This is a genomic window from Metabacillus dongyingensis (genome assembly GCF_019933155.2).
GTDB classification, from domain to species: domain Bacteria; phylum Bacillota; class Bacilli; order Bacillales; family Bacillaceae; genus Bacillus_P; species Bacillus_P dongyingensis.
The window spans coordinates 4,078,065-4,091,942 of sequence record NZ_CP082944.1; the positions used below are offsets into that span (position 1 = coordinate 4,078,065).

Consider the following 13,878-nt stretch of genomic DNA (forward strand, 5'->3'; position numbering starts at 1 on the left):
AGAAAAGCCCCTGCAATTCTGCAGGGGCTTTTCTCCTTAGATCACTTATACGAAAATTATCAACCGCCGCAGCGTCCCCCGCCGCAACGACCTCCGCAGCGACCGCCACAATTTCCACCGCATCTAAAGCAATTAGAGCACCGAAAACAATTAGAGCAGCGAAAACAATTAAAACAGCGAAAACAATTAAAACAGTTAAAACAGTTAAAACAATTAAAGCAGCTAAAAAAGACTCCAACTTGTCGATCTTCATTCATATTGTATTGATTGTATTGGTTTGGATCCCAATAAGTGGCCTCGTTCGCCTGGAAATCACCAATATTCAGCGATTGAAGTTCATTTTGGAAATTATTCATTTTTCATACCTCCGAATTTTAATTAATCATGTTTACTATCATAAAAATGATTAGAACGAAAACAACTGTGCAACAAGAGTGACTCAGCTAATACTTCTGATGCTTTCCTCAACAAAATATGACCACTGCTTGGGCATTGTTCCTGATTCAAATACCTATTTCCTTATTTTAAATTCCTGTTAATAAAAAAAAGGCTGACTCCAAAAGGTCACTTTAAGTGTTCTTTTGTGTCAGCCCCTTTTCACTAAATTTACTCCTTGTAATTAGGCAGATTTTTAGATTTGCACTTTTCCTTTATCAAACTGAATTTCAATCCCTTTTTGACTCGATTCATAAATCGCTGTTAATATTTTCATCATTTCAACGCCATCGTCTACTGAACTTAATGGGACTGCTTCACCTAAGCAGCTTGAGATAAAACAATCAATTTCATTTTGAAATCCTGAAGCGAAATCGAAACCTGCGCTGTCTACCTGTGGGGTGATGTTCAAAATTGTATTGTATTTTTCCGTAATGATTTTGAATTCAGGATCAATTTCTGCTCCACCTTTATCGCCATACAGTTTGATTATGCTTTCATCTTTTTGAGCATGGAGAGTATAACATACATCCACAACAAGAGAGGCACCGTTTTCAAAACGAATGATTGCATTCGCTAAATCCTCAACTGTGTTTTTGGCTGGATCATAATCAGCGGCTTTATAAAAAGAGAGATTTTTAATGTTTGAACGATTTCCAAGCTGAGAATACGTGTTTCCGCTAATCGATTTTACTTTTGGCCTCCCCATTAAGTACCAGCATAAGTCAATGATATGGACTCCAACGTCAAGGAGCGGACCCCCTCCAGATATGTCCTTGTCAGAAAACCAGCCGCCTGGATTTCCTAGTCGGCGAAGTGAAGATGCCTTCGCATAATAAATGTCACCTAAATCTCCATTCTCGATGAACTTCTTTAATGTATGGATGTTATTGTCATAGCGGCGTACGAAGCCTACCTGCAATATCTTTCCACTGTTTTCAACAGCTTGTTTTACCTTCAGCGCTTCGTCTAATGTTTTACTTAATGGCTTTTCCACTAATACATGCTTCCCATTTTCAAGTGCTGCAATTGCAATTTCTGCATGTGTATTATTCCATGTGCAAATACTGACTGCATCAATTTCATCGTCATGAAGAAGCTCTCTGTAATCCGTATAGACTTTTGAAGCGCCATACTTTTTTGCCTTTAATCTTGCCCGTTCTTCATTTAAATCACAGACGGAGGTAAGATCTGCCCGATCATTTTGTTCATAAGATTGTAAATGCGCATCAGAAATAGATCCTGTTCCAATTACTCCTATCTTTACTTTTCTCATATTATTATGCTCCCTTCGCCTTTACGTCTGAAAAGATTCGTTTCACATTTTCCAAGGAAATTCTTGCCCCTTTTTTGCATTCTTCGATCCCTTCAAACTCTACTGATATAAAGCCATCATAGGCAGAATTCTTGATAATCTTTATGATTTCGCGAATATCAATGTCCCCGTTTCCAGCAATTGCACCCCGCAAATAATTCGCTGAAGCAGTTTTAAACCAGCCTTCCCCGGGATTTTGAACAGCAGGACGATAATAAAAATCTTTAATATGAATCATGGAGGCGTATTGAATCGTCTTCTTTACAGCAGAAACAGGATCTTCTTCAACACAAAGGAAATTCCCCACGTCAAGTGTCGTTTTAAAGTTTGCTCTGTTTACGTCATCCACTAGCCTCAGCACCCGGTCACTTGCTTGGATATAATAACCATGATTTTCAACACTAGTTGTGATCCCATATTTTTTTGCATGATCTGCAATCCGTTGACAAGCAGCAGTAATTGCAGGCAAATCTTGTTCAAAATGTTGAATTGATGTTTCATTTAATGGGCGTGATGCTACATCGTGACGCATGAGTTTGACACCGAGCTGATTCGCTATATCTACTTCCTGTAATACTCTATCAATCTCAGCTTCATATGAATCTTCCGACTCTTTCACAAAGTTAGCCCCAATTGCATAGTTAGAAATTTCGATTCCGCTGTCTTCACAAGTCCTGCAAATTTGCTTGATGAGCGCCTCATTTCCATTTAAGGAAAAGTCTAAAGGAACAATTTCAATGTGTTCACTTCCATGATCAGCAGCCCAGCGTATCACATCTAAAATGGTCATTTCCCCTGATCGAAGCGCCTCTTGTAAACTATAGGAACTCAGTCCAAATTTCATTTTTCTCACCGCCTTTTCATTACTTTCTGACACCGCTTAGCGTAATTCCCTCAATTAGATATTTTTGCAGGAAAAGAAACAAAAGAATCATCGGTACAGTTGCCATTAATGCTCCAGCCATAAGCAGCGGATAATCTGTTGCATGCTGTCCCTGGAACGTTGCAATTCCAACTGAAAGAACTCTCATATCCTCTGAGTTCGTCATCGTTAATGGCCACAGGAAATCATTCCAAGAAGCAAGAATGGTGAAGATAGCAAGCGCTACAAGAGCCGGTTTTGATAATGGCAGGATAATTCTCCAATAAATTCCCCATAGTGTGCAGCCGTCAATTTTCGCTGCTTCATCCAGTTCTTTTGGAATTGACATAAAGAATTGCCGCAGTAAAAAGACACCGAATGCACTAAACATTCCAGGAACAATTAAGGCATAAAATGTGTTAATCCACCCTAGTTTGCTCATGATCACAAAGCTTGGAATCATGACTACTTGAGCAGGTACCATTAGAACGGATAAAAGGAGGATAAAAATAACATTTTTAAAAGGAAACTTTAAACGTGCAAAGGCAAATGCGGCTAATGAACATAATAATAATTGAGCAGCCGTTCTGCCGACTGTAACAATGATTGTATTTGAGTAATATTTCAAATAATCAACTGCTGTAAAAACTTCCAGATAATTATCGAACTTCCATTCTTTTGGAAAAATAGTTGGCGGTACTTGCATCGATTCAGTAAATGTTTTTAATGATGTTGATAACATCCACAAGAATGGGATCACCATTATAAAAGCCCCGAAGATTAACAAAATATGAATATACCATTTTTGTATTTTCATTTTCTATCTCTCCTTCCTTTAGGAATCATAGTGTACCCATTTATTTTGCAAACGCATCTGTATCACTGTAATAATTAAGATGATGATGAACAAAATGAATGCTTTGGCTGATGCATATCCCATTTCAAAGTATTTAAATCCGGATTCCCACACGCCATAAACAACTGTTCTCATTGGGTCAAGCAAAGAGGTCTCAGTCCCGACCATGATGAAGATTAAATCAAACATCTGCAGGGCGCTGATCATAGACATGACGAAGACGAAAAAAATGCTTGGCGTCAATAAAGGAACCGTTATATGAAAGAATTGACTTATTCTTGATGCACCATCCAGCTTGGCTGCTTCGTAATAAGAGGCGCCTATCCCTTGAAGCCCTGCAAGTAAAAGCACGATATTGTTCCCGATGCTCATCCATACACTTACTAAAATAATAGAGATTAGTGCAATTTTTTCATCAAACAGCCATTCAGGCTGAGGGAGATGAAAGATTCCGAGCACATAATTTATTAACCCGAATTCTGAGTTATACAGCCATTTCCAAACCATACCCACGGCAACAGGCATAGTGACAACAGGTAAGAAATAGAGTGTCCTGTAAATAACCATGCCTTTTATTTTTTGGTTCAGCAGCACAGCTACAAGAATCGCTAAGATGATAGAGAGCGGAACAGAAAGGAAAGTAAAGATCACCGTGTTTTTCATGGAACGAATAAACGTTTCGTCCTTCATTAAATTCATCATATTCTCAAAGCCATTGAAAACTGGTGCTGTTAACCCATCCCATTCTGTAAAGGATAAATAAAATGAAGCAGCTGCTGGTACCATATAAAAAATAAAAAGACCAAGGACAACTGGAGCGATAAACAGATATGCGCCAATCGCTTCCTTATTTAACTTCTTTTTTTCCGCTTTGATAACAACTGCTTCTTTTCTTTCAATCTTTAATGCTTTAGGATAGTTATTCAAGCTAAACTCTCCTTTCAAGGAAAGGTAATAGAATACAGCATTCTATTACCTTTCGTTTCTATGTTTTACTTTTCGTTTTTAAGAATGTCATCCATTTCTTTTTGTACAGTTTCCGCTGCTTCATCAATTGATTTTTTTCCTAAGAAGGCTTCCTTAAATTCTTTAACCTCAACATTTTGCCATTTTTCTGTATCCTTTGAAATTGGATAAGGAACTCCAAATTCTAAGGAATCTGTAAATACTTTAAGGTTGATTGAAGGGATTGATTCTACCCATAGGGATTCTGCCTCCTGATAAGCCGGAATGGAAAAACCAGATTCACCCATGTATTGACCTGCTTCTTTACCAGAAAGCTTTTTTAATAGTTCCCAAGCTAAGTCTTCGTGTTTTGTCTTGTCATTCATTGACCAGCTTAAGCCATGAACAATTGTTGCTTTTTGTTTGCCTTTAGGCAGAGGCGCTATGCCAAGATCTTCCCCCAGCATCTCATAATAGGTTGGAGCGATAACAGATATGGCCGGTGCCATGGCTGCTTTACCTGAACCAAAAATCTGATCGCCTTTTGTTTCAACCTGCGTTTTTGCGGAAGGTGAAATCCCTTTATCCATTAACCTTTTCGTGAATTCAAATGCTTCTTTTGTTTCTGGCAGGTTATATCCAGATTTTGTTTTATCCTCGTTAATAACATAACCGCCAGCCTGGTGAATTAAGTTGTAGTAGCCTTGCTGACTGAGATTTGAAGCAATATACCCATAGATTTTCTTATCTTTGTCCGTTAATTTTTCTCCTACTTCTTCAATTGTCTCCCACGTCCATGTTTCATCAGGATACGGAAGACCTGCATCATCAAACATTTTTTTGTTATAGTAAAGAGCTACTGAGTCTAAAAAGTAAGGCATTCCATATAAATGATCTTCATACGTATATAAGTCCACTAATGCCGGTGTATAAACACTTGTATCAATCTTGTCTTTTTCAATAAGAGGCTGCAGATCTTTAATCAAACCGTTTGAAGCATATTGATGAAAGTTTGGTCCATTCATCCAAAAAATATCTGGTCCGCTGCCGCCCGCTGCACTCGTTTTTAACTTTGCCCAATAATCAGCAAAAGGTGTATAGGTAATGTTCACTTTTACATTTGGATGTTCTTTCTCGAATAATGCAACTGATTTATCCACTACTTCACTCACATTTTCGTCCCAGAGAGCAACATTTAAGGTTACTTTTTCATCACCTGAAGATTTTTCATTGCTGCTGCAGCCAGCTAAAAATACTCCAAATACCAATATGATACTTAATAAGTACGCATAAGACTTTTTCATGTTGATCCCCCTATTCTCTTATTAATGTGATTGCTGATTTTTCCTTTGCAGATTGGTAAGCGGCTTGAACCACCTCTAATGTACGAAGACCGTCTTCTCCTGAAATCGATGGAGTCCGCATCCTTTGTACACAATCAATGAAGTCATTTACAAGTCCTGAATCCATATCGTCTCCCCATCCAATATGCTGCACCTTTTTCTGTTGGTCATTAAATAACACAAGATGCTGTTTAAAGGCATCGAGTGAGATTGTCCCTTTCGTTCCGACAATTTCCATCGTTACATCTCCCCATGCAGGGAATGTTTTGGGACGTGACCAGCTTGGATCAATCGTCACAATCGTACCGGACTCTAGTTCTAATGTGACAATTCCGCAATCCTCGACATCGATATTATAAAAACGGGTATCAAGTTCGGCATACACTTTTTTCACTTCTTCGTCTAATATCCATCTGATAAGATCCATAACATGAACAATATGGTCGACAGCAGCTCCTCCGCCTGATAGATCCTTTTGAACAAACCATCCCCCGGGCATTTGCCCATGATTTGTTGCATCAATTGCTACAATTTCTCCCAGTCCTCCGCTTCGAATCACTTCTCTTACCTTTTTGACAGCAGGAACAAAACGTACGGGAAAGGCCACTTGCAGGATCACGCCTTGATCTTTGCATATGCCGATCATTTCTTGTGCATCCTTGACTTCTGTTGAAATTGGTTTTTCACATAAAATATGTTTTTTAGCCTTCGCTGCTTCCATTACATGTTTTTTATGGTTCGCGTTTTCTGAACAAATGACAACGGCTATAAGATCTGTTTGGAGGAAGCTGGTGAGATTGGAATAGTACTGGCAGTTAAAACGTTCAGCCATCATGCTTCCTCTTTCAATATCCTCATCCCAAATCGCTGTCAGTTCGACATCCGCATGTTCAGTTAAATGTTCGGCATAACTCACGGCATGCATATGGGCGAAACTGATGATGCCTACTTTCATTTCAACACTCCCCCTTTCTTGAGCTGGATTGGCTGGCCAATTTTCACTGATTCTAATGCAGCTTCTGCCACTTCAATCACTTTAACGGCATCTGCTGCAGTTACAATGGCACTTCTCATATTTTCAAGACAATCTGCGAAATGCTGAAGCTGATCTTCCAGAGGTGTACGTTCAACAAGATAGCTCGGAACCGCAACTCTTTCTTGCTTTCTGTCAATCTCGTGAAAAAGTTCTACTACAACAGGGTCTTGATCAGAACTTTTATACGTAATCATTCCTTCGCTTCCAGCAAGCTCAAAGGAAGCTGAAAATTTAGTAATACCCCAGGATAAGGTCACATGGGCAATTGCGCCTGAAGCAAAACGTAATGTGACAAGAGCATATTCAAGGTTTTCTCGTTTGATCCTTTTCGCCATTACACGTTCAACCTCACCGAATGTCCAAAGGAGCCAATCAAAATCATGAATGCCTAAATCTAATAGAACGCCACCGCTCTTGGATTCATCCCGATACCATTCATCACGGCCTTTTGGATATGGACAGCCCCTTGTTAATCTCATCACACCAGGCTTTCCAATTGCTCCATTTATGACTTGTTGTCTTGCTGCTTTGTATTCAGGAGAGAATCGCAGGACATGTCCAACGAATAGAGGTACATCGTATTTTTCACATAGATCCACAATTCTTCTTGCCGTTTTCGCATCAGCCGCTAATGGCTTTTCACATATGACCGTTTTTCCAGCTTGCGCCGCGATCTTAATGACTTCCTCGTGAAGGTGCGTTGGAACACAAACGTCAACAATATCAATAGGCAGCTGTTCAAGTGCTGTTTGTAAATGATGGAAACCTTTTACATTAAATTGTTCAGCAAGCTGAATGATGTTTTGCTCAGTCCGTCCGATAACAGCAACAGCTTCACAGCTTCCTGCATTTTTCCAAGCTTCCAAATGCAAAGTCCCCATTGTACCTGTACCAACCACAGCCACTCTCCTCATCATTCCACCTCATTTCTCATTTTATTGGTTAACACACGGAAGAAGCTGACATAAATTCTGATAAATGAATAGCCTTGCCTGTTTTACTGGATGCATTCGCAGCCAAAGTGACAGCTAACGTTTTCGCTGCTTCTCCGTACGGGGCCAACACTAACTCTTGATTGTTTAGGCGCACCGCATCAATAAAAGCTCGATCCTGCTCTCCATAAAAATCGTGGCTTGATTTATATGAAATCGTTTTTTCTTTATCAATGATGTGTAATGTTGAGTTATCCAGCACTACTCTAAAGTCACGCCCTAATAGTTCAATGCCGGTATAATGATCTGCTTGTGTAAAGGAACTGGCAAGGTGTCCGATCGCACCTGACTCTAACGTCATGCTTACAGATGTTACATCCGGTATATCGATATCTGAAATATCTCCCATCAGCTGCAATGCCATATTTGCATATACAGTGGTTACATCACCTGCTAAATAACGGATTAAATCAAGTGTGTGTGTAGATTGCTCCACTAATTGTCCTCCTGACTTATTCATCAGACGATACCAAGGGGTTTGAACAAATGATGTAATATAATGCCCTCGAACCATTGCAATTTCTTTACCCCGTAAATAATCTTTTGCCTTTGAGACTGTATCCAAATAGCGCAGGCAATAACCGGTTGAACAAATAATTCCTGCTTCCTCGATTACTTTGGCCTTTGCTGCAACAATTTCCAGATCAAGTCCCAATGGTTTTTCAACCATCATATGAATACCGCGTGCAGCAGCTTTTTCTTCAATATCTCCGTGTGCAAAAGGCGGTACACAAATAAAAAGTGCATCAAGTGATTCGTTATCAAGCATCTCATCTACATTGGTGTAGCCATTTGCTCTATATTGATCTCCTGCTTGCTTAACCCGTTCGGCAGAAATATCACAGACTGCAGTGATTGTTGCATGTTCAATACTGCTGATATTTTTCAAGTGGACGGAAGCAATTCCGCCAACTCCAATAAATCCAACTTTTACGTTTGCCATCTTTTTTCTCCCCCTATACTCTTTGTGCAGCTGTTCCGCTTGCTAAAATAACATCCATATGACGCGCCGTATCATTTGCTAATTCATTTGGGGAAATATGATAAGGCGTTAATTCAGCTGTAATCACGTCATGATAGCCAATCTCGCGAAGTGCTTCCATTACCGACGTCCAATTCACATCTCCAGATAAAAGCGGTACAAATCCTGTAATATTCCCCACTTGCGTTGAGAAATCTTTGACGTGTACTTTACGTATACGGTCCTTGAGTATTCGGATCCATTGTTCAGGATATCCGAATTGCAGGACGTTCCCGACATCAAAATAGGCACCTACATAGTCTGAATCAATCTCATCGATGTAACGGGCCATTTCAAGCGGTGACAATAAAAAGCGGTTCCAAACATTTTCAACACCAATATGTACCTCCTTCGTTTCTGCAACAGCTGACAGGTTCCGCAGCTCATTTTGACTAAGTTCATAACAGGCTTCATAGGATGTTTCTGCATTCACGAGTCCTGGAACAACTAAAATCGTATCGATCCCCATAACACTGGCCAGCTCTAATTGCTTCTTTACAATGTTCCTTCCGTGCTCCCGAATCCTTTCATCCGGTGATGAAAGAGGTGCTTTCCACAGGAGAGCTGTCGATAAGCTCGGAAGTTTTAGACCTTGCTTTTCTGCCAGCTTTACAATCATTTCTGCTTCCCTAGCGGTTGTATCTAATGTTAAGCCAATCCCATTTTTCTCATAAACATTCAGCTCCACCGCATCAAATCCAGCATTGGAACTATATTCAAAAACCTTCTCTAATGACGTCCCTTCTGGGTAACACCATTGGTTAATTCCCTTCAGCATATAAACCCCACCTTAATTTAAATATTCAGATTTTTCACAGTGTGCTAGATTACAGGCGATTGAAATTTTTCTTGCAATAGAACAGCAGCGGCGCCCAACATTTCAAATTCTGTACCAAGAGTCGTTGGACGAATCGTTATGTCTTCTCTTAAAACCGGAATGACATGCTTTGAAACATGCTGTTGGATCGCCTCTAAAAAGATTGGATTACCTTGAACAATCTCACCGCCAAGAATAATGACTTCCGGATTAAATAAATGGATATAATTAATGACTCCTGCAGCTAAATACGAAACGACTTCCTCTAAAATTTTCAGACATAGCTCGTCCCCCATATTTAAAGCTTTGATAAAAATAGCTGGAGTAATTTGGCTAATATCATCAGGCACAAGTTCTTGGATCTTCGTAGACTGTCCCCTTGTCATAATCGCGGATAAGATTTTCGAATAAATAGCCGGCCAGCGTACATAGCTCTCAAGGCAGCCAACATTCCCACACTCACATCTCACTCCGCTTCCGCGGTCAACCGTTGTATGACCCAATTCTCCAGAACTGCCTTTATGTCCCCGGTAAATTGAGCCGTTAATCATAAGTCCTGATCCTAGACCGTCACCAACTGTAATATAAAGCAAATCTTTAAACTGATCATAAGGCCCAAAATGTTTCTCTGCTAAAACGAAAGCATTCGTATCATTTTCTAAATAAGTCCGTAAACCAAATTGCTGCTCAACTAATTGTTTTAAAGGAACATCACGCAGATCCAATTTTGTATTATAAGAAATGATCCCTTTCTTGGCATCAACAATCCCTGGAGTAATAATAGTAATACCGACACATCTATTCATATACTCTGTTTTTTCAAGAAACTGCCTGATCAGTTCCAATACATGTTCAATGACCGATTGTCCGAACAGAAGATTGGTTGAATAGATTTCCTTTCGGCGTATTTCAGCCTCTAAGTTCATTTCCGCAATCTTTATAAATGAATTAGTAATGGAGACACCAATTATAAAATGACTATTAGGATCAAAGCGCAGCAGCACTGGTTTTCTGCCCCCATTTGATACACCAATTCCATCTTCACGGACGAAACCTTCATTCATCAATTCATTAACAGCTGATGTAACTGTAGTAGGACTAATATTAATCCGTTTCGCAATTTCGCTTCTAGAAATAGGGGCTTGTTTTCGAATCATATCTAAGATAATAGAACGGTTTATCTCTTGGATTAGTTTTAAGTCCCCAGTTCTTCGCATTAAGGTATACACCCCTGACATATTCATTTTTCAATACATACTTTTTCCATTGGCTTTATTAAGATAGGATGATTAGGACTAGACTTATCATTCGTGATAGCAGAAGTAAATCTTTGTGATTTGAAGTGTGGTTTTTTCTTTAAGTGATGTTTTTCCAGCAGTATTTGTATAATCATGATGAGGGGAGAAGGATTTGTTGATTCCATTTGTGGTATATCTTTTGATGAAGGATGAAACACTTTCTTTTTCCAATGAGTTTATTAAGTGGAATTTCTCCTTTATTATAAACAGCATGTAATCTGCTAATAAATGGATAAATATATCTATTTTCTTAATTTTCTAAAAAATAGTCATTATAGTTCATCAGCCATGTATCTCTTCTTATTCTTTCTCTAATTCTCATCCTCTTCCGATACTTAACTATAGAAAAAAACGTATTTTTTAATTTATGAATACCTATGCAATCTAGTTACATATGGGATTGATTTCATAAAAGCTCAAATTTATATTTTATCTCTGTGAGTTCAACATCTGTAAACAATTAACAATTATATTACCTTGCGGTTATCCTCTCACTTTTATTGCATTAGTTTAATAGCTCAAAGAAATACCTGACTTAAATTACAAGCGCTACAATGATTAGTGTCGCTATGCGTGCCTTTCCTAATAAAAGGAAATGACATTAATGACAAAATACCTATTTATCAAAACGAAAACGAAATCCTGGATGATTTCTAGTAATTTAGCAGCGTGATTAGACCATTTTTTAAATGATTCTTCAATATGATTCAAAAATGTATACTCAGTTACATTCCCAATTGACTCCTAACGTGATTTCTCAAATGCAGCGTACTGTTGATATTTTTAAAATGCACTTCCGAGTGGACTAATGGTTATGAAGTAATCTATAGAGGTATCTAAAAAATATTAAACTGCTGTTATTCAGCTTACTAATTGAAGAGTTTATTGCACAAAAACGTTATACGGATCAAAGTATTAAGCTTTCTTTATACATCTACATGCTTTTAGAGGAATGTCTCTTATATGAAGGCATTAATCACACCTATATGAGGAGGTTTATACTAAAGTTTCCTATCGATAAATCACTCAAGTCTATTACCCTTCTTACAATTACCCTCACAAAAAAACATTCTTCAAGAACATATATGATATCTTTTCATTTTTAACGAAGGAGTGTTTTTTTGGATTTTTACAGTTTATTGCTCTTTTCTTTATGTATCGTATTTCCAGTGATTCATCTGATTCATAGTTTGCCTTGGTTCAAAAGGCAGACTGAGAAGTTTAAGTTTCCTGCAAAAGAGGATAAGGGCATCAGCATTTTAATTCCCTGCTACAATGAACAGGGAATTATTGACACTTCTATTTTCAGTATGCAATCTCTGTCCTACTCAGAGTACGATGTCATTTACATTAATGATGGGTCTACTGATGACACTATGCTTCTGATGAATCAATTCCTGCAGCTGAAGCCAAGCTCTAAGCAGCCGCTTAGAAAAATAGCCCACCAAAAGATTCTGGGATTCTATCAATCTGAGCTTTACCCGAATATTTATGTAATAGATAAAGTGAATGGGGGAAAGGCAGACTCTTTAAACGCCGGAATTGAGCTTGCACAAAAAGAGCTGGTGATTACTCTTGATGCAGACACGATTTTGACAGATAAGGCGCTTCCTGTGGTGAATGATGCTTTTGAGGATGAGAACGTTGTTGCTGCAGGGGGAATGGTTCATGTGCTTCAGACGAAAACTGCTGAACCGTTGAAATCTTTATCTCTGCTTCGTGCAAATCTTCTTGTCAGCGTTCAAGCTCTCGACTTTCTTAAAGCCTTTTATATTACCAAAATGTCGCTTGCCCGCTTCCATGCTTTAGCGATCATTTCAGGTGCTTTTGGTATTTTTAAAAAGCAAGTGCTGATCGAAGTCGGAGGATTCAGAACGACGATAGGAGAGGATATTGATATTACCTTGCGTATCCATAGACATATTTCCAATCATAAAAAAAAGAAAATTATCTTCATACCTGAAGCGGTCTGCTATACGGAGCTTCCGGAAAATTGGAAGGATTTATTTAAGCAGCGGATCCGCTGGCAAAAAGCCTTTATCGATTGCGTCATACATTTCAGGGGATTTCTGGGGAAAACCCTGTTTAAGAAACCTGTTTCATTCTTTTATTTGATCGAATCCTTTCTGGCGGGAACCATTGCAGCTTATGTAATGACTGGATTAATTGTTGTAAACGGAATGATTCATCCCCCATCTTCCTATATGGACTACTTGTTGTTTTTTTTCATTTACATACTGATATTCGGTTTGATATATGATCTAGCTGCCGTTCGAATGAGCAGACATTATGGCATTTCTTTTAAAAAGAGAGAAATTCCGAAATTGCTGGTGGCGATTCTTTTTGACGTACTGATCTACCGGCTCGCCACGATGATATTCATTATGTACGGCAGCATTGCCTATTTCTTTAATCAGAATTGGAATAAGGTTGAGAGAACAGGCAGGGATTATCAGACTGATTCAGAAACAGCGGCTTAATAACAAAAAAAGGTGCCAAAACCGGCACCTTTTTTTCAGTTTAAATTCCTGCAGCCTCTTATTCTCAAAATCTACGACATACAATTTCCACTCTGATCCACCGCTATATCATGCGGAATTCTCAATTCGCCTTCTTTCTAATCCCAACTTCCAAAACGCTAAAAGATATTGCCTTTTTTATCAAGGACATGACTTGGCTTGTGAGGTTTTCCTTCGCTCCGTTCAAGAAATTTCCGCCGTCCGCTCCATATACTTTTTCCTACTCTACTTGCTTCACCTTCTGCTTTTTTCTCTTCTTCCGTTTGTGAACAGAATTCCCCCGCTGTAGGATTCCGGCTCTGGTATCTCCACTGGTTTTTCTTTAAAATAACATCCGATCCTCTCTGGCAGAACCACACAATCAGGCGAGTCAGGCTGAGTGCTGCAGGAAGCAGAGTTTTCATTTTATTCAGCTGCATTTCCCTCCATAAAAGTAAAT

Annotated in this window: 13 protein-coding genes; 1 reads left to right on the forward strand and 12 read right to left on the reverse strand. The window is 38.9% G+C overall.

The features are described 5' to 3' along the window. Positions 1-59 precede the first annotated feature (59 nt). The 11 genes from K8L98_RS20335 to K8L98_RS20385 all read right to left on the reverse strand — a co-directional run bounded on the left by K8L98_RS20335 (position 60) and on the right by K8L98_RS20385 (position 10,839). Positions 60-356: a heterocycloanthracin/sonorensin family bacteriocin gene (locus K8L98_RS20335; RefSeq protein ID WP_223437594.1), complete on the reverse strand. Its 297-nt coding sequence runs from the start codon at positions 354-356 to the stop codon at positions 60-62. A gap of 275 nt (positions 357-631) precedes the next feature. Continuing rightward, positions 632-1,711: a Gfo/Idh/MocA family protein gene (locus K8L98_RS20340; RefSeq protein ID WP_223437595.1), complete on the reverse strand. Its 1,080-nt coding sequence runs from the start codon at positions 1,709-1,711 to the stop codon at positions 632-634. A 4-nt stretch (positions 1,712-1,715) separates the two neighbouring features. Next, entirely contained in the window at positions 1,716-2,594 is an 879-nt protein-coding gene (locus K8L98_RS20345) for a sugar phosphate isomerase/epimerase family protein (protein WP_223437597.1), read from the reverse strand. Positions 2,595-2,613: 19 nt separating this feature from the next. Further along, positions 2,614-3,429, reverse strand: a complete 816-nt coding sequence (locus K8L98_RS20350; RefSeq protein WP_223437598.1) for a carbohydrate ABC transporter permease — start codon at positions 3,427-3,429, stop codon at positions 2,614-2,616. A gap of 18 nt (positions 3,430-3,447) precedes the next feature. Continuing rightward, positions 3,448-4,395 carry a carbohydrate ABC transporter permease gene (locus tag K8L98_RS20355; RefSeq protein ID WP_420828799.1) on the reverse strand — a complete coding sequence of 316 codons (948 nt, stop codon included), beginning with the start codon at positions 4,393-4,395 and terminating at the stop codon, positions 3,448-3,450. 65 nt (positions 4,396-4,460) lie between these two features. Beyond that, on the reverse strand, positions 4,461-5,717 hold the full coding sequence (locus K8L98_RS20360) for an ABC transporter substrate-binding protein (protein WP_223437599.1): 1,257 nt from the start codon (positions 5,715-5,717) through the stop codon (positions 4,461-4,463). A 10-nt stretch (positions 5,718-5,727) separates the two neighbouring features. Continuing rightward, positions 5,728-6,711: a Gfo/Idh/MocA family protein gene (locus K8L98_RS20365; RefSeq protein WP_223437601.1), complete on the reverse strand. Its 984-nt coding sequence runs from the start codon at positions 6,709-6,711 to the stop codon at positions 5,728-5,730. After that, complete coding sequence (locus tag K8L98_RS20370; RefSeq protein WP_240549802.1) at positions 6,708-7,691, reverse strand: Gfo/Idh/MocA family protein; 984 nt, start codon at positions 7,689-7,691, stop codon at positions 6,708-6,710. Before K8L98_RS20370 ends, K8L98_RS20365 begins: the two co-directional genes overlap by 4 nt. Before the next feature lie 43 nt (positions 7,692-7,734). Then, complete coding sequence (locus tag K8L98_RS20375; protein WP_223437604.1) at positions 7,735-8,727, reverse strand: Gfo/Idh/MocA family protein; 993 nt, start codon at positions 8,725-8,727, stop codon at positions 7,735-7,737. Between the two features lie 13 nt (positions 8,728-8,740). Next, on the reverse strand, positions 8,741-9,583 hold the full coding sequence (locus K8L98_RS20380) for a sugar phosphate isomerase/epimerase family protein (protein WP_223437606.1): 843 nt from the start codon (positions 9,581-9,583) through the stop codon (positions 8,741-8,743). A gap of 44 nt (positions 9,584-9,627) precedes the next feature. Next, entirely contained in the window at positions 9,628-10,839 is a 1,212-nt protein-coding gene (locus tag K8L98_RS20385; RefSeq protein WP_223437607.1) for an ROK family transcriptional regulator, read from the reverse strand. Positions 10,840-12,041: 1,202 nt separating this feature from the next. On the opposite strand from K8L98_RS20385, the gene K8L98_RS20390 reads away from it, so the two are divergent. After that, entirely contained in the window at positions 12,042-13,400 is a 1,359-nt protein-coding gene (locus K8L98_RS20390) for a glycosyltransferase family 2 protein (RefSeq protein ID WP_223437609.1), read from the forward strand. A gap of 158 nt (positions 13,401-13,558) precedes the next feature. Here K8L98_RS20390 and K8L98_RS20395 read toward each other — a convergent pair whose 3' ends face one another. Continuing rightward, the gene (locus tag K8L98_RS20395; protein ID WP_223437610.1) at positions 13,559-13,858 is read right to left on the reverse strand and encodes a hypothetical protein; all 300 of its coding nucleotides are present in this window, start codon (positions 13,856-13,858) and stop codon (positions 13,559-13,561) included. Between the last annotated feature and the right edge of the window lie 20 nt (positions 13,859-13,878).

Excerpts from the sequence above, each read along its gene's own strand:
- K8L98_RS20395 (WP_223437610.1), bottom strand. The coding sequence starts at position 13,858 with ATGCAGCTGAATAAAATGAAAACTCTGCTTCCTGCAGCACTCAGCCTG.
- K8L98_RS20375 (WP_223437604.1), bottom strand. The coding sequence starts at position 8,727 with ATGGCAAACGTAAAAGTTGGATTTATTGGAGTTGGCGGAATTGCTTCC.
- K8L98_RS20360 (WP_223437599.1), bottom strand. The coding sequence starts at position 5,717 with ATGAAAAAGTCTTATGCGTACTTATTAAGTATCATATTGGTATTTGGA.
- K8L98_RS20350 (WP_223437598.1), bottom strand. The coding sequence starts at position 3,429 with ATGAAAATACAAAAATGGTATATTCATATTTTGTTAATCTTCGGGGCT.
- K8L98_RS20335 (WP_223437594.1), bottom strand. The coding sequence starts at position 356 with ATGAATAATTTCCAAAATGAACTTCAATCGCTGAATATTGGTGATTTC.
- K8L98_RS20340 (WP_223437595.1), bottom strand. The coding sequence starts at position 1,711 with ATGAGAAAAGTAAAGATAGGAGTAATTGGAACAGGATCTATTTCTGAT.
- K8L98_RS20385 (WP_223437607.1), bottom strand. The coding sequence starts at position 10,839 with ATGCGAAGAACTGGGGACTTAAAACTAATCCAAGAGATAAACCGTTCT.
- K8L98_RS20380 (WP_223437606.1), bottom strand. The coding sequence starts at position 9,583 with ATGCTGAAGGGAATTAACCAATGGTGTTACCCAGAAGGGACGTCATTA.
- K8L98_RS20365 (WP_223437601.1), bottom strand. The coding sequence starts at position 6,711 with ATGAAAGTAGGCATCATCAGTTTCGCCCATATGCATGCCGTGAGTTAT.
- K8L98_RS20345 (WP_223437597.1), bottom strand. The coding sequence starts at position 2,594 with ATGAAATTTGGACTGAGTTCCTATAGTTTACAAGAGGCGCTTCGATCA.